Origin of the sequence: Maricaulis sp., assembly GCF_048270265.1 — a bacterium.
Lineage (GTDB): Bacteria > Pseudomonadota > Alphaproteobacteria > Caulobacterales > Maricaulaceae > Maricaulis.
Genome location: NZ_JBLWTD010000016.1, coordinates 28280 through 52319, shown reverse-complemented (window position 1 = coordinate 52319; position 24040 = coordinate 28280). Strand labels below are relative to the sequence as shown.

At 63.9% G+C, this 24040-nt stretch carries 25 protein-coding genes and 2 tRNA genes; 10 read left to right on the top strand and 17 right to left on the bottom strand.

The window, feature by feature from the left end; all coding sequences use genetic code 11:
- Window position 1: 1 nt before the first annotated feature.
- From ACN0YF_RS09990 to ACN0YF_RS09980, 3 genes are all read left to right on the top strand, one after another.
- A complete protein-coding gene (locus ACN0YF_RS09990; protein WP_417494256.1) occupies window positions 2-451 on the top strand; it encodes a TerB family tellurite resistance protein in 450 nt (149 codons plus the stop codon).
- Between the two features lie 62 nt (window positions 452-513).
- Window positions 514-855: a ferredoxin FdxA gene (fdxA, locus tag ACN0YF_RS09985; RefSeq protein ID WP_417494255.1), complete on the top strand. Its 342-nt coding sequence runs from the start codon at window positions 514-516 to the stop codon at window positions 853-855.
- Window positions 856-1088: 233 nt separating this feature from the next.
- On the top strand, window positions 1089-1607 hold the full coding sequence (locus ACN0YF_RS09980) for a CarD family transcriptional regulator (protein ID WP_091766538.1): 519 nt from the start codon (window positions 1089-1091) through the stop codon (window positions 1605-1607).
- A gap of 225 nt (window positions 1608-1832) precedes the next feature.
- On the opposite strand, the gene ACN0YF_RS09975 is transcribed toward ACN0YF_RS09980, so the two are convergent.
- A complete protein-coding gene (locus ACN0YF_RS09975; protein ID WP_417494254.1) occupies window positions 1833-2594 on the bottom strand; it encodes a thermonuclease family protein in 762 nt (253 codons plus the stop codon).
- A 185-nt stretch (window positions 2595-2779) separates the two neighbouring features.
- Here ACN0YF_RS09975 and ACN0YF_RS09970 point away from each other — a divergent pair, with 185 nt between their 5' ends.
- The 3 genes from ACN0YF_RS09970 to ACN0YF_RS09960 all read left to right on the top strand — a co-directional run bounded on the left by ACN0YF_RS09970 (window position 2780) and on the right by ACN0YF_RS09960 (window position 4077).
- A complete protein-coding gene (locus ACN0YF_RS09970) occupies window positions 2780-3331 on the top strand; it encodes a methyl-accepting chemotaxis protein (RefSeq protein WP_417494253.1) in 552 nt (183 codons plus the stop codon).
- A gap of 184 nt (window positions 3332-3515) precedes the next feature.
- Window positions 3516-3758 carry a YdcH family protein gene (locus ACN0YF_RS09965; protein WP_417483149.1) on the top strand — a complete coding sequence of 81 codons (243 nt, stop codon included), beginning with the start codon at window positions 3516-3518 and terminating at the stop codon, window positions 3756-3758.
- A 242-nt stretch (window positions 3759-4000) separates the two neighbouring features.
- Window positions 4001-4077: transfer RNA gene (locus tag ACN0YF_RS09960), tRNA-Arg, on the top strand.
- Between the two features lie 50 nt (window positions 4078-4127).
- Here the strand turns inward: ACN0YF_RS09960 and ACN0YF_RS09955 are convergent.
- From ACN0YF_RS09955 to ACN0YF_RS09930, 6 genes are all read right to left on the bottom strand, one after another.
- On the bottom strand, window positions 4128-5552 hold the full coding sequence (locus ACN0YF_RS09955) for a glycosyltransferase (protein WP_417494252.1): 1425 nt from the start codon (window positions 5550-5552) through the stop codon (window positions 4128-4130).
- On the bottom strand, window positions 5549-6625 hold the full coding sequence (locus tag ACN0YF_RS09950; protein ID WP_417494251.1) for a HEAT repeat domain-containing protein: 1077 nt from the start codon (window positions 6623-6625) through the stop codon (window positions 5549-5551). The genes ACN0YF_RS09955 and ACN0YF_RS09950 overlap by 4 nt, the downstream gene beginning before the upstream one ends.
- Window positions 6600-7703, bottom strand: a complete 1104-nt coding sequence (locus ACN0YF_RS09945) for a YaiO family outer membrane beta-barrel protein (RefSeq protein WP_417494250.1) — start codon at window positions 7701-7703, stop codon at window positions 6600-6602. Before ACN0YF_RS09945 ends, ACN0YF_RS09950 begins: the two co-directional genes overlap by 26 nt.
- The gene (locus ACN0YF_RS09940; protein ID WP_417494249.1) at window positions 7693-8061 is read right to left on the bottom strand and encodes a response regulator; all 369 of its coding nucleotides are present in this window, start codon (window positions 8059-8061) and stop codon (window positions 7693-7695) included. Before ACN0YF_RS09940 ends, ACN0YF_RS09945 begins: the two co-directional genes overlap by 11 nt.
- A 90-nt stretch (window positions 8062-8151) precedes the next feature.
- Entirely contained in the window at window positions 8152-8844 is a 693-nt protein-coding gene (locus ACN0YF_RS09935) for a response regulator (protein WP_417494248.1), read from the bottom strand.
- A 229-nt stretch (window positions 8845-9073) separates the two neighbouring features.
- Window positions 9074-10294, bottom strand: a complete 1221-nt coding sequence (locus tag ACN0YF_RS09930; RefSeq protein ID WP_417494247.1) for a hypothetical protein — start codon at window positions 10292-10294, stop codon at window positions 9074-9076.
- Window positions 10295-10506: 212 nt separating this feature from the next.
- Here ACN0YF_RS09930 and ACN0YF_RS09925 point away from each other — a divergent pair, with 212 nt between their 5' ends.
- Complete coding sequence (locus ACN0YF_RS09925) at window positions 10507-12291, top strand: polysaccharide deacetylase family protein (protein WP_417494246.1); 1785 nt, start codon at window positions 10507-10509, stop codon at window positions 12289-12291.
- A 325-nt stretch (window positions 12292-12616) separates the two neighbouring features.
- Here ACN0YF_RS09925 and ACN0YF_RS09920 read toward each other — a convergent pair whose 3' ends face one another.
- From ACN0YF_RS09920 to ACN0YF_RS09900, 5 genes are all read right to left on the bottom strand, one after another.
- Window positions 12617-13078 carry a PEGA domain-containing protein gene (locus ACN0YF_RS09920; protein ID WP_417494245.1) on the bottom strand — a complete coding sequence of 154 codons (462 nt, stop codon included), beginning with the start codon at window positions 13076-13078 and terminating at the stop codon, window positions 12617-12619.
- Between the two features lie 791 nt (window positions 13079-13869).
- Window positions 13870-14916, bottom strand: coding sequence for an NAD(P)-dependent alcohol dehydrogenase (locus ACN0YF_RS09915; RefSeq protein WP_417494244.1), 1047 nt, complete (start codon window positions 14914-14916; stop codon window positions 13870-13872).
- Between the two features lie 75 nt (window positions 14917-14991).
- Complete coding sequence (gene pgeF, locus ACN0YF_RS09910; RefSeq protein ID WP_417494243.1) at window positions 14992-15774, bottom strand: peptidoglycan editing factor PgeF; 783 nt, start codon at window positions 15772-15774, stop codon at window positions 14992-14994.
- Window positions 15771-17207 (bottom strand): protein adenylyltransferase SelO family protein, encoded by a 1437-nt coding sequence (locus ACN0YF_RS09905; RefSeq protein WP_417494242.1) that lies wholly within the window; start codon window positions 17205-17207, stop codon window positions 15771-15773. The genes pgeF and ACN0YF_RS09905 overlap by 4 nt, the downstream gene beginning before the upstream one ends.
- Before the next feature lie 40 nt (window positions 17208-17247).
- On the bottom strand, window positions 17248-18171 hold the full coding sequence (locus ACN0YF_RS09900; RefSeq protein ID WP_417494241.1) for an alpha/beta hydrolase: 924 nt from the start codon (window positions 18169-18171) through the stop codon (window positions 17248-17250).
- A gap of 171 nt (window positions 18172-18342) precedes the next feature.
- On the opposite strand from ACN0YF_RS09900, the gene ACN0YF_RS09895 reads away from it, so the two are divergent.
- Window positions 18343-18711, top strand: coding sequence for a VOC family protein (locus tag ACN0YF_RS09895; protein WP_417494240.1), 369 nt, complete (start codon window positions 18343-18345; stop codon window positions 18709-18711).
- 121 nt (window positions 18712-18832) lie between these two features.
- On the opposite strand, the gene ACN0YF_RS09890 is transcribed toward ACN0YF_RS09895, so the two are convergent.
- From ACN0YF_RS09890 to ACN0YF_RS09875, 4 genes are all read right to left on the bottom strand, one after another.
- Window positions 18833-19057, bottom strand: coding sequence for a hypothetical protein (locus ACN0YF_RS09890; protein WP_417482297.1), 225 nt, complete (start codon window positions 19055-19057; stop codon window positions 18833-18835).
- Between the two features lie 131 nt (window positions 19058-19188).
- Complete coding sequence (locus ACN0YF_RS09885; protein ID WP_417494239.1) at window positions 19189-19782, bottom strand: DUF924 family protein; 594 nt, start codon at window positions 19780-19782, stop codon at window positions 19189-19191.
- Window positions 19779-21572, bottom strand: a complete 1794-nt coding sequence (locus ACN0YF_RS09880; protein WP_417482299.1) for a long-chain-acyl-CoA synthetase — start codon at window positions 21570-21572, stop codon at window positions 19779-19781. Before ACN0YF_RS09880 ends, ACN0YF_RS09885 begins: the two co-directional genes overlap by 4 nt.
- A 134-nt stretch (window positions 21573-21706) precedes the next feature.
- Window positions 21707-22588 (bottom strand): DUF417 family protein, encoded by an 882-nt coding sequence (locus ACN0YF_RS09875; RefSeq protein ID WP_417494238.1) that lies wholly within the window; start codon window positions 22586-22588, stop codon window positions 21707-21709.
- A gap of 244 nt (window positions 22589-22832) precedes the next feature.
- Between ACN0YF_RS09875 and ACN0YF_RS09870 the strand changes: the two genes are divergently transcribed.
- Complete coding sequence (locus ACN0YF_RS09870; protein ID WP_417494237.1) at window positions 22833-23351, top strand: GFA family protein; 519 nt, start codon at window positions 22833-22835, stop codon at window positions 23349-23351.
- A gap of 13 nt (window positions 23352-23364) precedes the next feature.
- Here the strand turns inward: ACN0YF_RS09870 and ACN0YF_RS09865 are convergent.
- A tRNA-Leu gene (locus ACN0YF_RS09865) sits at window positions 23365-23449 on the bottom strand.
- 125 nt (window positions 23450-23574) lie between these two features.
- Between ACN0YF_RS09865 and ACN0YF_RS09860 the strand changes: the two genes are divergently transcribed.
- Window positions 23575-24040 (top strand): exopolysaccharide biosynthesis protein (locus ACN0YF_RS09860; protein WP_417494236.1); only part of this gene is annotated, 466 nt, incomplete at its 3' end.

Genomic DNA, 24040 nt, shown 5'->3' with positions numbered 1-24040 from the left:
CATGTTTGACAAGTTGAAACAGATGTTTGCCGGCACGCCGGTCGTGCCGCGCCCCGAGCTCGACCCGCATGTCGCGGCCACGACGCTGCTGGTGGAAGCGGCCCTGGCCGATGGCATCTATGCCGATTGCGAACAAGACCAGATCAAGTCCATCCTCGCCGCCGCTTTCCAGCTTGATGCGCAAGCGGTTGACCGCGTGCTCGACCAGGCCGAGGAACTGGCCGAGGCGGCCGTCGATCATCACCGTTTCACCAAGGTGGTGAAGGTCTGCCTGACCGAACAGGAACGCGTCGCCCTGATCGAGCAGCTCTGGATGGTGAGCCTGGCCGATGGCGAGAAATCGCCCTTCGAGGACGCCTTCGTCCGCCGGGTCGCGCCCCTCCTCGGCATCGCCGACCGCGAACGGATTTTCGCCCGCACACGTGCGGAAGCCAGGGTCCGCCACCGTTGACAAAATCGGGTCGGCAGCCCATGTCCGGCCACACCCGCTAATCCCCTGCATGACCGGTAGCCATGACCTATATTGTCACTGACGCTTGCGTACGCTGCAAATACACCGATTGCGTCGAAGTCTGTCCCGTGGACTGCTTCTACGAAGGTGAGAACTTTCTCGTCATCCACCCCGACGAGTGTATCGATTGTGGCGTCTGCGAGCCGGAATGCCCGGTCGAAGCGATCAAGCCCGACACCGAGGATGATCCGGACGGAAAATGGCTGGCGGTCAATTCCAAATTTGCCGAGACCTGGCCCAATATCACCGTGCGCAAGGACCCGCCGCCCGACGCCGACGCGATGGCGGAAGAATCCGGAAAGTATGAAATATATTTTTCGGAAAAACCCGGATCCGGCGACTGAATCTGGCCTGGCAGCCCCCGCCGGCGTTTGAATTTCATGTAATTTTGTGATATGTAAGTCACATTGATGGGCAGCGCGTCTGGCGCGGCCCGCTTTTCTACGTGGTGGCTTACACACAAATTTTGTCGATCTCGAAGCCGGATGGGTGCCGGAACTTCTTTGAGAACGCGCGACAGGTTTTGTACCCGATCAGCTGTAAACCACCGCGGGAAGAGCCTAGCGAAAGTGTATCAATGACGAAGAAAACCGCCAACGACAACAGATCTTTCAAACAAGGCGATTTCATTGTGTACCCGGCTCACGGTGTTGGCCAGGTATCCGGCGTTGAGAAAGATTCGGTCGCAGGTTTCGAAATCGAAGTGTACGTCGTGACCTTCGAGCAAGACAAAATGACCTTGCGGGTGCCAACCGCAAAAGCCGACGTCTCCGGCATGCGCCCGCTCTCGAGCGACCGCATCGTCAAGGACGCGCTGAAAACCCTCAAGGGCAAGGCCCGGGTCAAGCGCACCATGTGGAGCCGTCGCGCCCAGGAATACGAAGCCAAGATCAATTCCGGCGATCTGATCATGATTGCCGAGGTTGTTCGCGACCTGCACCGCGCTGAAGACCAGCCGGAACAGTCCTATTCGGAACGCCAGCTGTATGAATCCGCTGTCGACCGGATGGTGCGCGAACTGGCTGCCGTCGAGAATATCGAGCACGAAAAGGCGCGCGATCTGCTCTCTGCCTCCCTGATCAAGAAAGCCGCCTAGGCTTCCCGGACAGACACAGACCCGCCTGCAGGCAGACGCTGCAGAGACAAGATGAAGACGCCCGGCCCTGTGCCGGGCGTTTTTCGTGATGGTCCGCGCCGGTTTTGCCCTGGCTGGCGTCCCCCGGCCCGGAACCGTCACGGGGGATCAGCAAGCCCGGCAGACCAACCGCGCACATTGCGGCCGGGACAGGCCACGCCGGGACAGGCCACCAGGCTGGCCGGCCTATTCCTCGAGCCATTCGATCCGCTCTGGATGATCGATCCGCATCAGCGGACCGTTTTCCGCTTCCAGCCAGCCACGCACCCGGATGCGCCGGCCTTCCAGATCAGCGAGCGCCTGGTCCGCCGCCTCGAATGCCGCCTCATCGGCAGCCTCGACCTGCACGGTGAAGTCGGTGCGGTAATCGAGGCCGAAATTGACATAGGTGCGGCCCGAGCGCAGGCGGGTGACCTCAAGCACCCGGCCTTCGACCAGCTGGACCGAACCGATATCCTGGGCCAGGCGGTCCGGATCGGTATCGCGGACACGGAAGGCCGGATCGGCCCAAAGGCCGACACCGTCCGCCCGTGCATCGGCCTCGAGCCGCAGCAGGGACAGGGCGGCGCCGCGATTGCCCGGATGGCTGAGCACCCGCGCGCGGCCGGCCGAAACCATCGCTGCCTGCACCCACACCTCCTCGCCTGCCCCGGGCAGATAGACCTGGGCGATGGCGCGGTCATAACGGTCGCGCTGCAGACCGTCATAGCGCAGACGAACCTCCTGGCCTGGCAGATGAGTCTCCAGCCAGCGGCGGCCGGCCTCGGCATCCGGTGCGTCCAGCTCTGCGAGGCGAACCTCGATTGGTCCCTCTGCAGTCTCCAGCGCCAGGGTGAGCGGCCCGGAGATGGCGACCACCTGCCCCATTTCACCCGGCTCGAACGCGACCCCGGGATCCTCACAGGCGACGACAAACAACATCACAATCAGTTTGAGAACATCCGGCATAGCCGCCCTCCTCGATTTGACGTGATGCCAAAATTACCCGCCTTGATTGCGCTGCGCAACCTGAAATTGATTTTTGTTGAGACGGCAGAGAACTGCAGCTGCCATCACAGGCTGCGTCAGCGTTTACCAATCCTTTCATTCTGCGGCGTTAGCTGTAGGCGACACACTGATCAGGGATTCGCGCCATGAACGCCTACGCCTATACCGACGACACCCATACCCCGCACGCCGACGCCGCCGGCGACGCCCGCGCGATTGCCGAAGCCATTGGCGAAACCGCCGCCCGCGCCTCGCAGGGCGCCGATGCGGCCGAGATCGCCCGCGACACGATGAACCAGATCGAGGAATCGAGCCAGGTTCTCGAACGCCGCGTCGAAGCCCTGACCGATGCTTCCAAGCGCATCAACGCCATTCTCACAACCATCGAAGCGATCGCCAGCCAGACCAATCTGCTCGCGCTGAACGCCACGATCGAAGCGGCCCGCGCCGGTGAAGCCGGCCGCGGCTTCGCCGTCGTCGCCGGTGAGGTCAAGGCCCTGGCCGGCCAGACCGCCAAGGCCACCGAAGACATTGCGGCGCGCATCTCGGCCCTCGACAATGAGGTGAAGGAAATCCTCGACGGCGTGCGCGGATCCGGCGTCTCGGTCGCCCGCGGCAAGGAAGCCGTCGACCAGATGACCCGCGCCACCCAGGAAGTCTCGCACCAGCTCAACAGCATCCGCGACCAGGTGCGCTGAGCCGCCAGACCGGCGACCCATGAAGCAGGGGCGGCAGGCTGAAAGGCCTCGCCGCCCTTTTTCATGCGCGCGGCCGTGCTCGCTCCGTCCGGACATCCCCGAGTGTGCCCGGGAATTGTCACCGCCCCCCGATCTCGGGCAAGCTCGCGATATCGAAACCCGTGTGACCTGCAGGAGCAGCACCATGAGCCATACCCCCCACGAACTCGCGGCCGATTTCCCCGAATATGCGGAGCAATTGCATGAATTGAAGGAAAGCAACGCCCACTTCCAGAAACTCGCCGACAGCTATCACGCCATCAATCGCGAAGTTCATCGCGCCGAAACGAATGTCGAGCCGATGTCGGACGAACAGCTCACCGAGCTGCGCAAGCGCCGCATGGTCCTCAAGGACGAGATCAACGCCTTGCTGAAATCCATCGCCTGAAACCTGCCCCCGATGCCCTCAGGGCTGCACGGACGCGGCCGGTGAAGCCGGGGAAACTCCGGCGTCACCGGCCTCTCGCGCCGGCCCGGATGGCCTACATGGCGGACACGGTAGGCGAACGATCAGTGGCAGCTTCCGCTGATCGCGCCTCGTGGCCGCAATGCCATTGGACAGGCTTGCCAGTAGCATGAAAGGCGGGGCTTGATTTGAACGCCCCGCTATATCAGGAAGAGTCACACTCTGACCCCGTAGCTCAGCAGGATAGAGCAACAGATTCCTAATCTGTAGGTCGCGCGTTCGAATCGCGCCGGGGCCACCATTGTTTTCAATGACTTGTCAGCCCCGGGGCGGGGTTCACCAGCGCTTCAATCAGACTGTCTCGTCTTCGCGGAAACCGGTCCGGCCGACATCGCCCCATTTGGCGGGTGACGAGCTGAAATGCTTGAGCAGCCCTGCAAGGCGCCAGAAATTATTGAGCTGGCGATAACCGAAATTCTCCAGAACGGCCGTCCAGGCGAGGCTGAGCAATTGCCCGGCCGTGGCGGGGCGTTCGATCGAGCCCTGTTCGAGGACGATGCTCGCGGTGCTGAGGAATATGCCGAACCCGAACGTCAGGGCCAGATAGGCGAACAGGAATTCAAGGTCGAGAATGCCCCAGAGCGCCAGTGCCGGGACCAGGAAATAGCCCAGAACCTCGACCACCGGTCCCAACACGTCGATGAGGATCATGCTCGGCAAGGCCACCAGGCCGATCCGGCCATAGCGCGGATTGAGGATCATGCCGCGATGACGCGACAGGCTTTCCATCGCGCCGCGCTGCCAGCGAATACGTTGACGTGACAGGCCGCGCAGGGTCGCGGGCACTTCGGTCCAGCAAACCGGTTCGGGCAGATAGCGCATCGAATAGGGCGTGCCCTCCTGCCGCAGCCGGTGGTGAAGGCGCATGATCAATTCCATGTCCTCGCCCACCGTCGTGACGTCGAAACCGCCAATTCCGATCACCACACGGGTCGAGAAGACGCCGAAGGCGCCCGATACGAGGGTGAGCGTATTGGTGCGGCTCAGTGCCAGGCGGGCGAGCAGGAAGGCGCGCGTATACTCCACGACCTGGACCCGGGCGATGAACTCCCGCGGCAGGGCGTATTGATCGATCTGCCCGTGCTTCACCAGACAGCCATTGGCAACGCCGACCGTGCCGCCCACCGCGACGACATTCTCCGACGGGTCCTGGAAGGGCTGAACGGCCCGGACCAGTGCCTCGGGCTGGAGAATGGAATCGGCATCGATGACGCAGAACAATTCCGTGCGGGTGCAGGCGAGACCGGCATTGATCGCGTCGGCCTTGCCACCATTCTCCTTGTCGACGACACAGAGATTGGGATAGATCGCCGAGCGGTAAGTGGCGCGGATCTCGGCGTGAACCAGTCCGGGAATCGGCGCCCGGGGGATCTCGGCCAGCTCGAGCGCATCGGCCAGACGTGACATCGTCTCATCGGTCGAGCCGTCATTGACGATGATGACCTGAAAGCCGGAATAGCGCAGCGACAGCAGGGAGTGGGCGTTGGCGACGATGGACTTGTCTTCGTTATAGGCGGGCACGATCAGGGTGATCGGTGGCTGGTCGCCGCGCCTCAGCGCCTGCCAGGTCGCTTCGTCATCATGGGCGTTGGCCCGGTCTCGCAATTCGCGCCAGGCCGGGATCAGATAGCTGGCATAGATCAGATTCTGGGTCAGCCCGACCAGAAGGACGAGCCAGGCCAGGACCAGCAACGGAATTTCGATCAGGCCGATCATCTTGCACCGCCTGAGGCGTACAGCACTTCCTCGACGATCCGGACGGTCCCCGGGCCCGGATCGGGCAGATGCCGCAGGACGGCGCGGCCGGGCGGGCCCAGTTCCGCCAGGGCCTGGGCAGCCCGGAACCTCACCGACCACACCCGATCCGTGATCAATGCCGTCAGGATTTCAATCAGATCGGCACGCCGGCGTCGGCCGATCGCAAGGGCTGCGCTTTCGCGCACGGCCGGCTCTGGATCTTCCGCCAGCCGCTGCAGGGCTGCCGCTCCGGCCGGGCCCACAATGCCGGCGGCGAGCAGGGCGACGCTGGAGCGCACCCGTGGGGAAGCGTGGTTCGACAACGCGGCCAGATCGAGCTGTGTCTCCGCAGCACCGATCGCGGCGAAGCCCTCAAGGGCGCTGCGCAAACACCCTTCCATCGCGCCGGGACCGGCCAGTGCCTCCAGCGCCGAAATCGCGCGCGGTCCCTGGCGCCTCAGCGTGGTGGCGAGCAATTGCATGTCGCGCGCACGCGAACGGTTTGTCAGGTCGACGAGGTCTTCCAGCGCGATGTCGGGATCACGCCGGACCATGGTGCGCAAGGCGGCGAGACGAATATGTTCGTCGTCACAGGACAGCTCCCGGCGCACCCGGTCCAGTGATGAGGCGGTGCCGAGGTGTGACCAGATCGCCAGGATATGGAGCTTCTGCAGGCGCGGCGACTTGCGATAGAGCCGCGCCAGGGCCGGTTCGATCTCCCAGACCGCCAGGAGCTGGTGCAGGCGCTGGCGCGCCTCGCCCTCGAGATTGCGGAAATAGCCGAGCAAGACCGCGATACTGGCACGTACCACGCGTGGTTCGAGCGCGGGCAGCATGTCCGGCGTGATCTCGACTCGCGAGGTGAGCAGGTTGCGGATATCGCTGCTGAGCGCGTCGGCACAGGCCTGATCGCGTCTGCGCGCGAGATCGCGCAGGCCGCGCAGAACCGCCAGTGCCACGAGGGCCAGCAGGGAAAGACCCGCAAGCACCAGGCTGGCGGTCCAGATGACCGTCAGCAGAACCGCGTCAGAAATGATAGCTGATTGAAACACTGCACGCCTTCCGGATGTAGGAATTCTCGCGGTCATCGCGTGCGCAGTCGAGCCGGATTTGCCGGTTCTCGTCAAAGCGGTAGCGGACCCCGCCAAACAGGCTGCGTGTATTGACGGTGACCCCGGCATCGGTCTCTGGCGCATCGGCCATGCCGAGGCTGAATGTGGCGCGCTCGCCAACCGCGTAGGAACCCCGCAGCAAGGCGCCATAACTGGCATCCTCGCCCGCATCGGCAACGGCGATGGTCTGGGCCTCCAGGCTGTAGCCGTCCCAGAACAGTCCCAGCCCCAGGGCGGCGGTATCGACCGTGACCGTACTGTACTGGTCGCGGCGCAGTCCCAGCGTGGTCCGCACGGCCGGCAGACCTGACGCAGGCGAAGCCCAGCGCCGGCCGAGGGTGGCACCGAAGCTGGCTTCGGGGCGGAAAACATTGTCCGGCCCGATATCGGCATTGCCCTCCAGATCCCATTTCTCGTCGAGACGGTAGCCGAGACGCAGGCCGAGACTGTCATTGCGCAGGCCAAAGCGCTCGTAATGATCGGCGCGGATCCCGGCCGAGAATTTCGGCGCGGTCCAGGTCAGTTCCGAAAATCCATGCGTCCAGTTGCTGTTTGCCGAACGCGAGAATGTGCTGACCTCCACACCCATGTCGAGCCGCAGCCGTATCTCTGCCCCGGCGCTTGCACCCTCGAGGCGGGCAAGCCCGTCGCGGGCCTCTGCCGAATTCGGGTCGAGCGCCAGAGCCCGTCCAAACGCCGCCCTGGCCGCCTCGGTCTGCCCTTGATAATAGGCCAGCGATCCCCGCACGGCCGCCAGTTCCGGATTGCCCGGATAGGTGCGTTCCAGTTCGGCGAGCTCGCGCCCGGCGCCCGGATAGTCACCGCTCCAGGCGAGCACGCGAACGCGCATCACCCGGGCTTCATAGCTGGCCGGGTCCGGGGAGTTTCCGACACGGGCCAGAGCGGCCGCATAATCGCCCTCATCGGAAAGCCGCCAGACATCGGCGCGCCAGTCCCCGGTCTCAACCGGCGCGGCCTGCAGGGCCAGCAGGATGGCTGTTGCAGCCTCAACCAGCATTGGCCCGCTCCAGGATTCTCAACCCGCGCAGAACAACTTCTTCCGGGTTGAAGGGTTTGGTGATGAAATCGGTGACGCCGCGCCGCAGGAAGGCCAGCGACTCGTCGGCCCCGCCGCGTGCGGTCAGGATAATGACGGGAATGTCGCGGGTCCGCTGATCGCTCTTCAGACGGTGGAGCACGGCACTGCCATCGAGGCCGGGCATCATCCGGTCGAGCACGAGAAGGTCGAATTTTTCCGCGGCGACCATATCCAGCGCGGTCTCGCCGTCGGCGGCCTCGGCGACCAGGCAACCGGCATTGCGAAACCCGTCGCGGAGCAATTGCAGGACCAGGGGGTCGTCATCGATCAGCAGCACGCTGGAGCGTGAATTGTCCAGCCGTTCGCGAATGGTCCGGACGAGGGCGACTGGGTCGACCGGCTTGACCAGATAATCAACCGCGCCGGCCTAGATCGCCCGCAAGATCGAGTCCGGAGCCGCATTGGCGGTCATCATCACCACGCCCATATCCCGCGTCATGCCATCGCGGTGCAGGGTCTCGATCAAATCGAGCCCGCGCAGGTTCGGAAGTCCGTCATCAAGCAGCAGGACATCGGGTGTCAGGCGGCGGACGGCGGCGATGACTTCATCGCCGTCATGCACCGTGTGCACGTCAATCTCTCCGCCGAACATATCCCGGATCAGCGCCGCGAACACGACGTCATCCTCGGCAATCAGGACGCGCCGCTGGCGGACGGCACGCCCGGCCGGTTCCGGCGCTTTGGCGCGCTCGGCTTCACCGAAATCGGGTGTCGTTTCGCTGGTATGCTTGCCCGCGACGACATCGCCGAGATAAGCGCTCAGGGCCTGCAGGGCGGCGATCGATTCAGCATCCGAGCCGGGACCGGCCAACAGGAGGCGTTCCGCGGCCTTGGCCAGCCGGCTGATAACGGGAAAGCCGAATGTGCCGCCCGACCCCGCCAGCTTGTGCGTGTCATTGATCAGCGCGTCGAGCTGCGTCTGGTCAGCGCTGCCATCCACGAGGGACGCAGTATTGCGATCCAGCTCAAGCCGGGTGGCGCCTGCACGCTCGAGAAATTCCGACAGGGCGTGCTGCCAGCGCTCGTGCAGCAGTGATAAATCTGGCTTGCTATTGACCAATGAGAATTCTCCAACTTCCGGCCTGTATGTGGATGGCCGGGCGTTCACGCTACAAGTTCGATCCTGCCCGGCGCGGGCGGCACCCGGAATTGCGGCGCCACCGGGGGCGGTTGCCCGCATTGCGTGCAATATGGAAGTGTACGAAGTTTGATCCAGTTAGGATGCAGGCACAAGCTCTTACTTTGGGATATCCCGTGCCTGCAAGCCTCCAGGGCCGGCTGGATGAAGCTCAGCGCTCATTCCTTATGAGCGCCGGGTCTGCAAGCTGGACCAGCCCGTGGATCGCCACGCCGGCATAGCTGTCATAGCCATTGAGCCCCGGCTCCACCTCGTCCAGTGCCCGGTACAGGGCCGGCAGGTCGCCGCCAAAGCTGACCCGCGATGCCGGAGCGGTCACGGTGTGGCTGTAACGGAAGGCGGGCTCGGCGATAGTGCCGGACACGGCGTCGGCGAGCAAATGGACTTCCTGAACGGGTCCCGATCGTGAAATCTGAAGCTGGCCGCTCGGTGCCGGCCGGTAGACCTGGAGGTATTCATCCTCCAGCGGACCGGTTTCAAGCGCGATGACAACGGGCAGGTCATGCGCCTCGCCCCAGGCCAGGGCTGGCTGTGCGGCGGTCAGGATCGAGGCCGGCGCGGTCCGGTAGGCCATGACCGTAAGCCGGGCGGCGCGCTCGCGAACGGCCGCCAGCGCCTCCGGCCCGCCGGGGACGAGCGGGAGCCAGAACGGGATGACGATATCGACATTGGCACCATAGGTCTCGCCCAGGGCGATCACCGATTGCGCCCATTGCTCGAGCATCTCCTCCGGTGCCAGCGCATAATCCGGCAGCAGATAGGGCTCGATATCGTATTGCAGCCCGTCCAGGGGCATTTCGGCGTGGTCGAGATTGTATTGCCGCAGCGCCAGGGCGCGGTTCTGCGCGAATTGCAGCCCGGCGGCTGTGACCATTTCCGGATCGCCCTCGACTGCCGACACCCGGATCCCGCGGGCATGGGCCGTGGCGATCAGCCGTTCCAGCGCGGGCGCAGCCTCAACCTCACCCTCCACGATCGGGACCGAAATGAAGACATGGTCGAGCCCCTGGGTCAGCGCCGACGCGATGAAGGCCTCGGGATCCTGCTGCCAGAACTCGCTGCGCCAGACCCAGGCCCCGCGTTGCAGATCCCGGTCAACCGGCCGCGCCTCGCGCGGGAGGGCGGGATCGGGCGTTGAACTGTCCGCGGGTGCCGGCGATGGGCAGCCGTCTTCGATGGCCTCGGCGCGCAGATACTCGACCGCCTCCCCGCTGCCCGGGCGCACATAGACATGAATGGCCGAGAGGCAGGCCGGCCGGGCGTTGGGCAGGGCCGAGGTCCAGACCGGTTCCCCGGCATGGGCTGGCGCGCCCGCGGCGAGGGACATGCCGAGCAGGGCCGAGAGAGCGATTGGCAGGGCGGTTGAGGGCATTGCGGAAATTCTGTCCTTGGTGCTTGGAACCGGCCACAATGCCGGAAATGGGCTGCGGTACGGAATCGCGCCACTGTGCGCATACGTCAAAACTGCACGGTAACCCCTTGCGGGTTTATTGATCCGCTCGAGAGAAGGCCGAAAAGATTATGAAACCGGGTTGGGGTGTAATTGGGGCCATCCTGACGATAGGCCTGATAATCGCGGCGAGTGTGTGGCTGAGCCGGCCGCCGGCTTTCCTGCGCGGGCTGAATGGCCCCGCCATTGTCAGCACGGATATCGAAGCCGACCCGGCCGACTGGCGCGATTACGAGGCCGGCAGCACCTCGCGCCTCGCCATTCTCCTGACCGACGAGGACTCCGCCTGGCTGGGCCTGGTGCACGGGCTGCGCACGATCGGCGTGCCCTTTATCGTCACCCGCGATGCGTCCCGCGCCGTGCAGCATTCCTCGGTTCTGGTCTATCCGATCATTTCCGGTGCCCTGCTCGAGCCGGCCGAACTCGGCCATTTGCGTCAGTATGTGGATGATGGCGGCACGCTGATCGCAACTCAGGTGCTCGGCGGCGGGGTGCAGGATGTGTTCGGCTTCGACCGTCTGGAAGAAAGCCGTGAACATTATGAGGTCAGCTTCGAGCCGGAACAGGCCCTGACCGGCTTTCTGACCGATCCGCGCGAACGCGTCGTCAGACTGGGCAATCCGGAGCGTCCCGAGAGCTGGATCGGAACCCAGTCCTTCATCGGTGCGCAAACCGTGCTCGGCCGCTACCAGGATGGCGCGCCGGCCTTCATCACCCGGTCCCATGCCGGCGGTGGCCAGGCCTATGCGCTGGGCTTCGATCTCGGATTCTTCATCCTGCGGGCCCATTCGGGCCGCGATGAGGGCGCCGGGCGCGATTATGCCAATGGCTATGAGCCGTCAGTGGATGTCTGGTTGCGCCTGGTGCGGGCCATCTACCGGCACGCGCCCGACGCTGTGACCCTGGCGACGGTGCCCGACGGCCAGGCGATGGCCAGCATCATCACCTTCGATGTCGACTACCAGCATTCCGTGGCGAATATGGCGGCCTATGCCGACGTGCTTGAGCGCCACGGCGTACACGGCACCTTCTTCATTCAGACCAAGTACTACCGCGATTATCTCGACCGCGGCTTCTTCGATGAGGCCGCCTTCACCGCCATTCAGGAGCTCCAGGACCGGGGCATGGAGATCGGCAGCCATTCCGTCAGCCATTCCGACGTCTTCTCCGGGCTGCCGCTGGGCAGTGGCGAGGAGCGATATCCCGATTATCAGCCGCGGGTGGCCGGCGTCGAGGATACGCGCCATGCCTCGGTGCTCGGCGAGCTGCGCGTCAGCCGGTTTCTGCTTGAGTCCCTGACGGGCGAGACCGTCACCTCCTTCCGGCCGGGCTATCTGGCAACACCGGACAGCCTGCCCGAGGCGCTCGAGGCCAGCGGCTACCGTTTCTCCACCTCGATCAGTTCCGGAACAGCGCTGTCGCACCTGCCCTACCGGGCCAATTTCGGCCGCCGCTATTCCAGCCAGACGGCGATCTACGAATTCCCGATTTCCCTCGAGGACGAGCAGCCCGTTCCCGATGACGACAGGCTGGCGGCCGGGATCGAGCTGGCCACCTCGCTGGCCGGATATGGCGGCGTCAATGTCGTCCTGATCCACCCCAACGAGACCGGCGAGAAACTGGCCATGCTCGATGCTCTGCTCACGGCAAGCGGGCCATTTTCATGGACCGGCACGCTGCAGGCCTTCGGCGACTGGTGGGCGGCGCGCGATATGGTCGGGCTTGATGTCAGCCTCGACGCCCGGACCATCTCGCTGGTGATCACAACCGCCGCCCCGATCGAGGGCCTGACCGTACAGATCCCCGAGACCTGGCGCCCCGTTGCTCCATTGCCCGCAGGAGCCCGTCTGGACGCCGGAACGCTGGTCCTGCCGGCCTTTGACAACCGGCTCGAGATCGAGTTCCGGGACGGCGAATGACGGGCGCGACCCTCTGCGTGGGCTGAGGTTTGGCCTCAACACTCCGCCTGCCGCTGGCTTACACGCCGCAAGCGCCGTAGGTTACGGTCAACCTGTTCAATTCGCTAACGGAAGACAGAATTCCCAATCTGCAGGTCGCGCGTTCGAATCGCGCCGGGGCCACCATCCTTCACGCGCGGCGCACGCTGCGGCCGGACCGTGGCGAAGGCGAACATCGCCTCAACGGAAGCAGACGGGTCGGCTCCGCCTGACGGGAGACAGCCAATCCCCGCCGGGGAACGCCGTTTCACACCAAGCGGAGCTGACCCGCGTTTCTCAGGTCCGCCTATTTCGTCGATGGAAGCTCATCGGACTCCGCAGGCGCAACAGGCGCAGGGTCCGCGAGCGGGGCCGTCGCATCGGCAGACAGCGGGACGAGATTGATGTGGACCGGATTGGGCACCAGGTCATGCATGGACCCGGTGCCGGCATCCACTGCCGCCCCGATCAGGCCACCAACGAGAACATTGCCGGCCATTGATGCACCACCAGCACCGGAAACCTGGTGCGTCACGTTCACGGTTACAGTCTCGTAGCCACTGCGTTCAATCGTTGCGACGAACTCAGACCGTCGCGGCATTTTGATCGCGCAGGGCGTACTCTGGCACTGATATCCGTTCGAAGTCATGACCGTAGCGCCCGGCGGATCGGTCTCGACCACCCAGGTGTCATTTGACCCGCGCGTGATGGTGCCGCATCCGGCCAGGACAGTCGATGCAGCACAAATGGCAAGGATGGTTTTGTTCATAATTTCCCCCAAAGGATCCAGTCGAAACGCCACCGATAGCAGCAAATTTCACTTACGCAATCAAGAATTATCCGACCCCGGGGGCCGGGGCGGATGAATAAACGGGGACACTCACCATTTTGAATAAACGGGGGCGCTCACGATCTATCCGACCCGGAAATCGTCGCGCTTCGAATATCCAGGAGACCGGCGCGCCGGGCCAGGCCTCGCCCTGAAAACCATACCGGTATCCGGGCTGGCGTCATGCTCGGCAAGGGCTTCAAGAGCCGGTCCGCCCGGCGCTTGCCGAGGGGAGCTTGGAGAAAGCCAACTAGTTTAGTGAAATGGCGTGTGTCCCTGTTGGTTCCGTGCCCACACGGCGCCCCCGGCGCCAGACCCGCCCTTAAACCACTTGCCAGCAAAGGGGCCCTTCGGGGTCCAGCCTCGTCAAGGCCGGCCGGAGGCCGCCGCGAAGCGGGCCTGCGCCTTGACGAGGCTGGACCCCGAAGGGCGAAATCCCGACATGTGGTTTTGGTGGCGGCCGGACGCGCCCGCCCCCCGGCTTATCCACGCGCCCACCCGCGCAGCTATAATCGGTGCGAAACCCTGCTCTTTGACATCGTCCCCCCGCAATACCCCGCCCGCCATGGCGGGCACCCGCATCATAATCGGTGACAGGGTGACAGCCTGTCTGTCACCGGCGCAAGAGCCGCATTCCCCTGTCCTGCAAGGTAATTTCACCCCGCGATGACCGGGTGACAGACTGACAGACAGCGTTTCAGTGGCAGACAACCAGTCCCGCCGCCGGCGTCCTATTTCAGCGTCGCCATATCGACCACGAAACGGTATTTGACATCGCTTTTCAGCATCCGCTCATAGGCCTCGTTGATGCCGTCCATCGGGATGATCTCGATATCGGAGACGAGGCCGTGCCGGCCACAGAAATCGAGCATCTCCTGGGTCTCGGCGATGCCGCCGATGAGCGAGCCGGCAATGGTGCGCCGGCGTCCGATCAAACGTCCCACGGAGGGCGATGGATGCGCCACCTCGGGCACACCAACCATCACCATGGTGCCGTCGCGTTTCAGGCAATCGAGGAAGGGATCGAGATTGTGTGATGCGGCCACCGTGTTGAGGATGAAGTCGAGCTGGCCGCGCACGGCCTTCATCTGGTCGCGGTCCTTCGAGATCACCACCTGGCTGGCGCCGAGCCGTTTGGCGTCCTCGGCCTTGCCCGGTGAAGTGGTGAAGAGCACGACCTCGGCGCCCATGGCGGCCGCGATCTTGACGCCCATATGGCCCAGCCCGCCCAGACCGACCACGCCGACGCGCTGGCCGGGCCCCACCTTCCAGTGGCTGAGCGGCGAATAGGTCGTGATCCCGGCACACAAGAGCGGCGCCGCCCCGGCCGGATCCATCCCCTCGGGGATGCGCAGCACGAAATCCTCCTTCACCGTCAGGCGCTGGGAATAGCCGCCGAAGGTGTGGCTGCCGTCCGGCAAGCGGCCATTATAGGTGCCGGTCATCCCGGTTTCGCAATACTGCTCCAGCCCGTCATGACAGCTGGTGCACGTGCCGCAACTGTCGACCATGCAGCCGACGCCGACCCTGTCACCCGCCCTGAACTTGATGACGTCGGGACCACAGGCCGTCACCGTGCCGATGATCTCGTGACCCGGAACGCACGGGTAAAGCGTATTGCCCCACTCGCCGCGCGCCTGGTGAATATCGGAGTGGCAAACGCCGCAATACTCGATCTCGATCAGCACCTCGCCCTTGCCCGGCTCGCGCCGGTCAAAACGGATCGGCGCCAGGGCGGCGTCGGGAGCAGAGGCGGCGTAACCGAGAGAAGCGGGCATGAGGCGTATCCTTGTGGGTGGGAGCTGGGCCCAATCTAGGCCGTTGATACCCGCCGCGAAAGGGCAAGCTCGAGCCTAGCGCAGCCCGATAATCCCCGCCTGGCCGCCAAACACGCCGCTCTCACCGCGATGATGCGAGCGGCGGGCCGAGAAGAGGCGCGCTTCCTCGGCATAGGTGCATAGCGCAGAGCGTTCTATTTTTTCCGCCCGCACACCCGAAGCGATCAATTGCCGCCGGCAGGCCTCGCCGACATCGAGCTGCGCACCGCCCTCCCCGTCGAGCGCCGAGAGAATGCCGGAACGGTCGGCGAAAACCGCCTCGAACTGCGCCACCACTTCCGGGCCGACGCGGTAATTGGCCGCCGAGATCGACGGCCCGATCGCCGCGATCACGTCGCCCGGCTCGCTGGCGTATTCGCGCTGCATCGCCGCGACGGTCTCGGCGACAATGTTCTGGACCGTGCTGCGCCAGCCGGAATGGATGGCGGCGACGGCGCGGCGCTTTGGGTCAAACAGCAGGATGGGCGTGCAATCGGCCGTCTGGCAGATCAGGCCGATACCGGGCCGGTCGGTGATCATCGCATCGGCCTCGCCGGCGGCCTGATCACCCCGGGGGGCATCATCGACGCGCACAACGGCCTTGCCATGCACCTGGATGGCGAAGGCGAGATGATCCAGCCCCAGCGCCTCGCGCACCCGCGTCCGGTTGGTCGCGACATGCTCCGCGCTGTCGCCGCGCGAGCGCGTCATGTTGAGAGAGGCATAGGGCCCCTTGCTGACACCGCCGGCGCGGGTCGTGAAGGCATGCACGAGATCGTCGCGCTGCAGCAGAGGCGAAGTGAGAAGATCGAGGCTCATGGCAAAAATCCGACCTGGCCGCTCCCGAGATCAAAGCCCTGGCGCGCCAGTTCGATATCGGCCAGCGCCTTGTCGAGCGCCGACCAGTCATCATCCTCGGCGATCCGGGCCCAGATCGCCTCGACGACATCGATCGTCATCGCCATCGGCTCGGCGCACGCGAAATAGGGATGGTCCAGGCGCTCCGGCCGCACCGGTTCGTGCTGGATGAAGAGCTCATGCCAGGCCTCGAAGGCCTCGCCGGCATAGGCGCTGGCGCGCGGGCCCTGCATCGCCCGGTCGGTTGAGGCGCTGCCGCAGAACCAGTCGAAAATCACGCCCTCCCAGGGCAGGCGCGTAGCGTGCATGAAGGCCAGGAAGGCGCGCAGCATCGCCTCGTCATTCGCGTCACCGCGCGAGGCGATGCCGAAGCGGGCGAGGAAGGCGTCCAGCAGCGCCTGGCGATACAGCGCCGGGAAGGTATTGAGCGCCGCCTCCAGGCTTTCGCGCTCGCCGGCCAGAGAGAGGGCGCCGGCCAGTTGCTGCAGCGCCCAGAACACCGCTTCAGGCTGGCGCGCATAGGCATAGAGCCCGCTCTCGTCGAAATAGGCCGCCGTGAAGCCGGGATCATAATGCGGCAGGAAACGCCAGGGACCGTAATCAAAGCTCTCGCCGGTGAGGTTGAGATTATCGGTATTGAGCACGCCGTGAACAAAGCCCGCCGCCATCCAGCTCGCCGCGAGACGCGCATTGGCCGCGACCACGGCTTGCAGCAGGGCCGCCGGCCGGTCCTCGCTTTCGGCCAGTGCCGGATAGTATTCGGCAATGGCGTGATCGATCAGCGCATTGATGCGCTCCGGGCTTTGTTCATAGGCTTGGCGCTGGAAAGTGCCGAAGCGCAAATGCGAATGGCCCAGCCTTGTCATCACGGCCGAGCGTGTCGGCGAGGGCTCGTCATGGCGCTGCAGCGGCTCGCCGGTCTCGAACACGGCGAAGATCTTGGAGGTGTAGACGCCCAGCGCCTCCAGCATTTGCGCCGCGAGGATTTCGCGCACGGCGCCCTTCAAGGTCAGACGGCCATCGGCGGTGCGTGACCAGGGCGTCTGGCCCGAACCCTTGGTGGCCAGATCAAGCAGACGCCCCTGCCCGTCACGCAATTGCGCAAACAGGAAACCGCGGCCATCGCCGATCTGCGGGTTATAGCTGCGGAACTGATGCCCGTGATAACGCATCGCCAGCGGCTCGGGCTGATTGTCCGGCAAGGGTTCGAAACGCTGGAAATGCGCGATCCGCTCTGCCTCATCGAGCGTGTCGAGCCCGACCGCGCCAGCCCAGCGGCCATTCCAGAAGCGCTCGATCGCCTGCGGGAAGGCAGCCGGCTGCACCGGGTCGGCGAAGTCCGGCCCCAGCGTCATGAAGCGCGGGTCGGGCGTGTAGGGCGAGTGATCCGTCATGGCGACGAGCTAAGCACTTGCCGGCTAAAAGGCAAATCGCTCAGTCCCGCAATCCGTCACCCAGCGCCAGCGCCGCCTTGTCGACCAGGGCCTTGGCGCCGGGCAGCAGAGCGGTGAGATTGAAATAGCTGTGTGGCAGCGCCTTGCCGAGCTTGTAGGTGACGGGCACCCCGGCCGCGATCAATCGGTCGCGATAGGCCTGGCCCTCATCCAGCAGCGGATCGAGCTCGGCCGCAGCGATATAGGCCGGCGGCAGACCGGCGAGGTCATCCTCAAGCAGGGGCGATGCGCGTTTGTCGCTGGCGTCTTTTTCATCGGCGAAATAATAGCGCGCGATCTGATCCAGCGCGATGGCGGAGAAGATATGGCCCTCCAGCGCCTTGAGCTTCGACTTCCTGCGCTCGACCATCTGCAGCAAGGGGTAAATCAAAAGCTGGAAGCGCACTTGCCCTCGACGCGCCTGCGCCAGCATCGCCGCCAGGCCACCACCGGCCGAATCGCCGGCCACGGCCAGTCGCGCCGGATCGGCACCCATCTCGGCCGCGCCCTCGCCTGCCAGCCAGTCGAAAGCAGCGAGCGCATCCTCAACCGCTGCCGGAAAGACATGTTCCGGTGAAAGCCGGTAATCCACCGCCAGCACACGCACGCCGCCGATCGCCGCGAGACGGCGGCACAGGGCGTCATGACTGTGGAGGTCGCCGACGAAATATCCACCGCCATGGCAGAAGAGCACGCAGGGCGCCGGTGCGGTCGATCCGTTGGGGATATAGAGACGGGCCGGGATATCACCGGCCGGACCGGGAATGGTCAGATCGCGCACGGACTCGAGCGGCGGCGGCGTCACATCAAGGTGCGGCGCAGCTTCGTGCAGGGCCTTGCGCATATGCGCCGCCGTACGGCCGGGCTCGAACGGGTCGTCAATGCCGAATCTGTTCAGGGCGCGGGTCCAGGCAGAAATGTCCATGGCGTCGGATTAGCACAGAGCGGAGCAGTGGCCTATCGCGCCATTTCGTCTCAATCGGTCATGAGGTTATCGGGCCGATCGGCCGGCGTCGACATCCGGCTGGGTCGATTTATCGCTTGATGGTGTCGCGATTCAATTGCTACTCATCTGTTCAAGAAATCGGAGAGCACCATGTTCAAAGTCAACAGAGCTCAGCACGTATTGGCAGTAAATGACTTTGATTCAGCCGTGAAATATTTCACGGAAATGCTGGGCTTCACTCTGGATAGAACGATTGGCGGATGGTCATTTCTGCACCTCGACCAATTCTATCTGATGGTTGGCGATTGCCAGGGCGAAGTGCCTGCCCGCGAAACGAATAATCATGCCCTCTTCGCCTATGTGAATTGTGAGGGAATAGACGAGCTGTTTGATCAATATCGGGAACGGGGCGTTCAATTCAACCAGACGATCGCCGACAAACCCTGGGGGTTGAGAGAGTTTGGCGTTGAAACCCCTGAAGGCCATCGAATTATGTTCGGGCAGGAAATCCAGGCATAGATTCACAGCCCGGCACATCCAATTGACATGAAGCGATCAGGCCTGGCCATCGGACAGGCGTGCGCGCAGCCCCGGCATCGCGCGCCAAGGGCGGCCGGCGACTCCGGGCAGGGCGTGCAATCTAGTGGATCGAAAGCGAGCCGGTGCGGCCGAGGCGTCCGGCGAGAGCATCCTCCATCACCGAGCGCAGGGCACGCCAGGCATCGGCGCCCTCTACCTTGCCCTGGCCATCGAGATCCATCACCGCCTCGTCGGCATAGCCGATTGCCCGCGGCCCGTGCAGATCGACCAGCGTCCAGGCGATCTGGCGGAAATCTTCGATCGTGATTTGAATGTGCGGCGTCATGGGGCTCTCCGGAGCATTGCTGTCTTGCCGGAGGAAACGCAAGCGCGGGGCCAGATGAGCTTCAGGCTTTTTCGTGACAATTCAATAACTTAATATTCGGCGCAAAATCCGGCCTGCGGTCAGGACTGCCCTCAGGTCTTTTTTGCCGAGTCGATCCGGCCCGGTGCGTAGCCACCATGCTCGAGATAGTCGATCTCTTCCGGCGTGCTGATGCGCTGCAGGGCATCATTGCGATACGGGAAGCGGCCAAAGCGGCGGATAACTTCGCGATGCTTGACGGCATGCTCGTGCGTACCCTGGCTGATCAGGCGTTCGGCGGCCAGCTGGACACAATAGTCCTGATCGTCCAGGGCTTCGGAATGCATGAAGGGCATGTAGACGAAGGCCCGCCTGTCCTCGGCTATCGCAAAGTCGAAACCGCGCTCGATCATGGAGCGGGCGACCTGGCGCGCCAGCGCATCGAAGGCGAAGGCCTTGCCGGAGCCGCGCCAGATATTGCGCGGAAACTGGTCCAGCAGGATGACCAGCGCCAGCGCGTCCTGGGGGTCATCGAGCCAGGGGTGCGCCCCGGCGCGCAGCACAGCCGCCTCGCACTCGACGCTGGCGGCAAACAGGCGCCGCATGCGCGCATCGAAGGCCGGGGAGACGCGATACCATTTCGCCGGGCCTGATTCCTCAAACCAGAAGCGGCGGACATCCGCCGGGGTGATGCGCGGCGCCGTCATACCCGCAACCGCCCGTCCACGATCTGTTCATAGAGTTCGCGCGTCAGCCGCACATATTTGCCGATCACCGGATGGTCGAAATAGAGGGGGTCCTCAATCCGGTCGGGATCGAACCCCTCCTTCACCAGCTCGACCTTGCGCAGCTTGAATGTGCCCGTGGTGTCAGTCTGTTCCTGCAGCCGCAGGAAGAGCGGGCGCGCGAAGGCGGGCAAGGCATTGTGGATATGCTCGTGCAGGGCCTCCAGATCGACCACATGTGGCCCGGCGACCAGCGCCGCCATACCGGCACGCCCGGCATGACCATGGACTTCCACGCCATAGACATTGGCCTGTTCGATCCCGTCGAAATTGAGCGCCTCGGCGACTTCGCCCGTCGAGACATTCTCCGACTTCCAGCGATAGGTATCGCCGACCCGGTCGACGAAATAATAATATCCGAGACGGTCACGCGTCATCAGATCACCGGTGCGGAACCAGGCATCGCCGGGCTTGAAGACATTGCGCAGGATTTTCTTCTCGGTGTCTTCCTCGCTGCCATAACCGTCGAAACGGAAACGGGCATCATCAGGATCGATCCGGCCGATAGCCTCACCGACTTCATCGGGCGCACAGGGCACGCAATGGCCATCAGGCCCACGCAGGGGCATTTCGCTCCCGAGGTCGAACTTGACCAGATCGATATTGAAGCGATTGCGCAAATAGGACGGCACCCGCCCGATCGCACCGGGCTGGTTGGTGGCGTTGACGAGACCGACATTGCCCTCGGTCGAGCCGTAGAATTCGACGATCTGAGGCAGTTTGAAACGTTCCTGGAATTGCTCCCAGACATCGCGGCGCATGCCATTGCCGATGGCGCAGCGCAGCGTGTGCTGATGCTCCTCGGGCACTTCGGGCGAATTGACCAGGAAGCGGCAGAGCTCGCCGACATACATGAACAGCGTCGCGCCGTATTTCACCGTATCGGGCCAGAAGGTCGAGGCCGAGAATTTCGGCCGGATCACCAGCGCCCCGCCAAAGGAGAGGGCACAACCGACACCGCACAGCCCGCCGGTGGCGTGATAGAGCGGCAGAACCATCATCATGCGGTCGCGCTCGGTGCACTTGGCGGCGATACCGAAGACGTTGAGATAATACAGGGCACGCACATGCGTCATCAGCGCGGCCTTGGGCAGGCCGGTGGTGCCGCTGGTGAACATTTTCAGTACCGGCTCGGAGGATTTGACCGCCGCACGCACGGACGGGTCGGGCCGCTCGGTACTCTGGCGCTGCAGCGCCGCATTGAAATCGCGGGAGCCGGCAAATTCACCATCAACGCACCAGGCTTGTGCCTCGACACCGCCGCAGGCCTCGGCCGAGAGGTAAGCGTCGGCCAGCGAGGCCTCGACAATCGCATGACTGGTCTGACCGATGGTCAGGCAGTGGGCGAGGGATTTGCCCTGCAGCTGGTTATTGATCAGCGAAGTCACCAGACCGACCTTGGACAGGCCGAACCAGATCGCGATGTATTCCCATCGGTTGGACATCAGCAGGGCGACAGTGTCGCCAGGCTTCATGCCCTGTTCGAGCGCCCAGTGGGCGACCTGGTTGGCGTAGGCCTCGAAGGTCGCATAGCTGACCTCGCCATCATCGGTAATTGCCATCGCCTTGTCAGCGAAACGGTCCACCGTCTTTTCGATATGATCCGGCACACGCAGGCCTGATGCCGGCCCGACTTTCTTGATCTGACCGAGCACGCGCAGCATCGCCGACACAAATTCGACCTCACGCGTAATGGCGGTGAGTACTCCCATAGGCCAATTCTCCCGATTGGTTTTCGACAGAGTATGGGGGCGGACGTTACGGTCAAGCAAACGCCGCGACAGCGCCGGGAGTTGTGAACCAAGTTTCACAAGGTTACGCAGAGATTTCGCGGCAAGCAGCGGCCTCAGCGATAGCGCCGTACCCGGGTCTCGGTGATGAATGCGAAACAAACCGCCAGCAGGGCCAGGTCCTTGAGCAGGAAATGACCGCTGCGCGACAGGGCCGGGAAGCCGCCGAGATCCGCATCCCAGGCACCGGAATAGGTGACGAGGAAAGACAGGGTCACGATGAAGGTGATCACCGACAGCATCAGACCGATGCGGAACAGGCGCGGATTGAACCAGTAACCCAGCAGCGCCAGTGCCGTAGCGATCTCGACGACCCCGATCAGCGCGGAGATCACCCGCTCGGGCATCAGGGCCTGCATCCAGGAGAAGACCGGGCTGCTGGCGATCAGCGGGGCAATTGCGGCAGCCTCTGCGGCCGTGAATTTCATCAAACCGATCCAGGCTAGCACGAGTATAAGACCGGTCCACATGATCGGCAGGCTGACCGCGCGCGTCTTGCTGGTACGGTTGGAGAAGATGCGCGAATTGTCGAAGCTGCCGGCCCACAGGGCCAGTCCAAGAATCGCGATATATTTCAAAATGCCCTGGCCGGAGCCGATCGCCGGAAATCCGCCTTCGGCGGCGAGCCAGACCGGGTTGGTGAGCATTGCCGTCAGTGACAGCACGGAGAATATCCCCAGCAGGACGAAGCCGATGCGGCGAAAACTACCCAGCGGCAGCGGCGCGCCGATCAGGACCGCCATCACAATCTGGTAGATCCCAAGCGCCTTGGCGGCGGAACCGGCCTGGTCCTCAAGACCCGACAGGAAGGCATGGCCGGCAATCCACTGGCCGACAATCGCCTCGCCGACCGGCGTGAAATCCATCGCCCCGAACCAGAGGAAAATGATGGCAAGGCTCGCTCGGGCGAACAGCAAGGCATTGGTTGTGGATGGCACGAACCGATCTCCTGATGGGCGCGACAAAAACCTAGCACCGGTCATCGCCGGATGCGAGCGCACAGCTGGTTATCACGGCAATCCGGCTGCAAAAAGCGCCCCCCCCGCCGGCCACGCGGCCCAGTTGAGGGCCCGGCGTTGTCAGTCCGGGAAAAAGCCTCCAGTCTGCACATAGAGGCAAGTATCAAGACGTGAAACGTGGCGAAGGGAGGGTTTCCTCGTCACCCGTGCAGGGCAGAAGAGCATGGCCACACCGAACACAGATCATGAAGGCGGGTGCAGCTGCGGCCATGTCCGCTATCGCATTCTGGCAGAACCGCTGATCGTTCATTGTTGCCATTGCCGCTGGTGCCAGCGGCAGACGGGGGCAGCCTTTGCGGTGAATGCCCTGTTCGAGGCGGAGCATGTCGAGCTTGTTGCGGGCGATGTGCTGGAGATCGTGATGCCATCGCCCAGCGGCAGGGGACAGAAAATCGCCCGTTGTCCAAAGTGCCAGGTTGCGGTCTGGAGCAATTACTACATGGGCGGCATCAAGGACGGCATCCGCTTTCTGCGCGTCGGCACGCTTGATGAGCCCGACCGGCTGCCGCCGGATGTCCATATCTTCACGACGAGCAAACAGCCCTGGCTCACGCTGCCATCGGAGGCGCATGTTGTGGATGAGTTCTATGACTTTGCCACAACATGGTCGCAGGCCAATCAGGAACGCCGGAACGCGCTGCTGGCGACAGCCACGCGCGATCCGTTCGAACAACAACTGTAAGCAAAAGAAGAAATGGTGCCCCTGGCCAGACTCGAACTGGCACTCCGTGAGGAAACGGATTTTGAATCCGTCGCGTCTACCAGTTCCGCCACAGGGGCAAACCGTGGGAAATGCAGGAGGCGCAAGCTGACGATCCGCGCGCCCGCTGTCAACGGCCCAATGCGCTCGACGCCCCTGCCTTGTGCAGCTAGGTTCGCAAGCGATTTTTGCTTGAGGATGGGCGATGACCGAGACTGCTGCCTCGCGCGGGCTGATTGGCGCCCTCGAACAGATTGCCGATGGCGCTGGCGAGGACGGGATGAGCCTCGGTGAATTCGTTGATGCGCTGGGCGAACGCGCCTTCGGCATCATCCTGTTCGCGATGGCCCTGCCGGTCTCGATTCCCTTCCTCTACGGCGTGCCACAAGTGATGGCGCTGCCGATGATGGCGCTGTCGGCGCAGATGCTGATGGGCCGCGGCGAGCCCTGGCTGCCGGCGCGCTTCAAAGCCGGGCGGCTCGACAAGCGCGGGCTGATGCGCATGGCGCAGGGTGGTCGCAAATGGTTCGGCTGGCTCGAAGCCCTGGCACGGCCACGCCTGACGGCACTGTCCGGTCCGACGGCGGAGCGCGTGATCGGTGCGGTCTTCGTGATCTTCTGCACCAGCATCCTCATCCCGCTACCGGCAACCAATACCACGCCGGCCACCG

Excerpts from the sequence above, each read along its gene's own strand:
- ACN0YF_RS09945 (WP_417494250.1), bottom strand. The coding sequence starts at position 7,703 with ATGCTGGTTGAGGCTGCAACAGCCATCCTGCTGGCCCTGCAGGCCGCG.
- ACN0YF_RS09885 (WP_417494239.1), bottom strand. The coding sequence starts at position 19,782 with ATGACGGCGCCGCGCATCACCCCGGCGGATGTCCGCCGCTTCTGGTTT.
- ACN0YF_RS09920 (WP_417494245.1), bottom strand. The coding sequence starts at position 13,078 with ATGAACAAAACCATCCTTGCCATTTGTGCTGCATCGACTGTCCTGGCC.
- pgeF (WP_417494243.1), bottom strand. The coding sequence starts at position 15,774 with ATGAGCCTCGATCTTCTCACTTCGCCTCTGCTGCAGCGCGACGATCTC.
- fdxA (WP_417494255.1), top strand. The coding sequence starts at position 514 with ATGACCTATATTGTCACTGACGCTTGCGTACGCTGCAAATACACCGAT.
- ACN0YF_RS09975 (WP_417494254.1), bottom strand. The coding sequence starts at position 2,594 with ATGCCGGATGTTCTCAAACTGATTGTGATGTTGTTTGTCGTCGCCTGT.
- ACN0YF_RS09990 (WP_417494256.1), top strand. The coding sequence starts at position 2 with ATGTTTGACAAGTTGAAACAGATGTTTGCCGGCACGCCGGTCGTGCCG.
- ACN0YF_RS09895 (WP_417494240.1), top strand. The coding sequence starts at position 18,343 with ATGTTCAAAGTCAACAGAGCTCAGCACGTATTGGCAGTAAATGACTTT.
- ACN0YF_RS09970 (WP_417494253.1), top strand. The coding sequence starts at position 2,780 with ATGAACGCCTACGCCTATACCGACGACACCCATACCCCGCACGCCGAC.
- ACN0YF_RS09965 (WP_417483149.1), top strand. The coding sequence starts at position 3,516 with ATGAGCCATACCCCCCACGAACTCGCGGCCGATTTCCCCGAATATGCG.
- ACN0YF_RS09900 (WP_417494241.1), bottom strand. The coding sequence starts at position 18,171 with ATGGACATTTCTGCCTGGACCCGCGCCCTGAACAGATTCGGCATTGAC.
- ACN0YF_RS09915 (WP_417494244.1), bottom strand. The coding sequence starts at position 14,916 with ATGCCCGCTTCTCTCGGTTACGCCGCCTCTGCTCCCGACGCCGCCCTG.
- ACN0YF_RS09955 (WP_417494252.1), bottom strand. The coding sequence starts at position 5,552 with ATGATCGGCCTGATCGAAATTCCGTTGCTGGTCCTGGCCTGGCTCGTC.
- ACN0YF_RS09980 (WP_091766538.1), top strand. The coding sequence starts at position 1,089 with ATGACGAAGAAAACCGCCAACGACAACAGATCTTTCAAACAAGGCGAT.
- ACN0YF_RS09880 (WP_417482299.1), bottom strand. The coding sequence starts at position 21,572 with ATGGGAGTACTCACCGCCATTACGCGTGAGGTCGAATTTGTGTCGGCG.
- ACN0YF_RS09890 (WP_417482297.1), bottom strand. The coding sequence starts at position 19,057 with ATGACGCCGCACATTCAAATCACGATCGAAGATTTCCGCCAGATCGCC.
- ACN0YF_RS09870 (WP_417494237.1), top strand. The coding sequence starts at position 22,833 with ATGGCCACACCGAACACAGATCATGAAGGCGGGTGCAGCTGCGGCCAT.
- ACN0YF_RS09905 (WP_417494242.1), bottom strand. The coding sequence starts at position 17,207 with ATGACGGATCACTCGCCCTACACGCCCGACCCGCGCTTCATGACGCTG.
- ACN0YF_RS09930 (WP_417494247.1), bottom strand. The coding sequence starts at position 10,294 with ATGCCCTCAACCGCCCTGCCAATCGCTCTCTCGGCCCTGCTCGGCATG.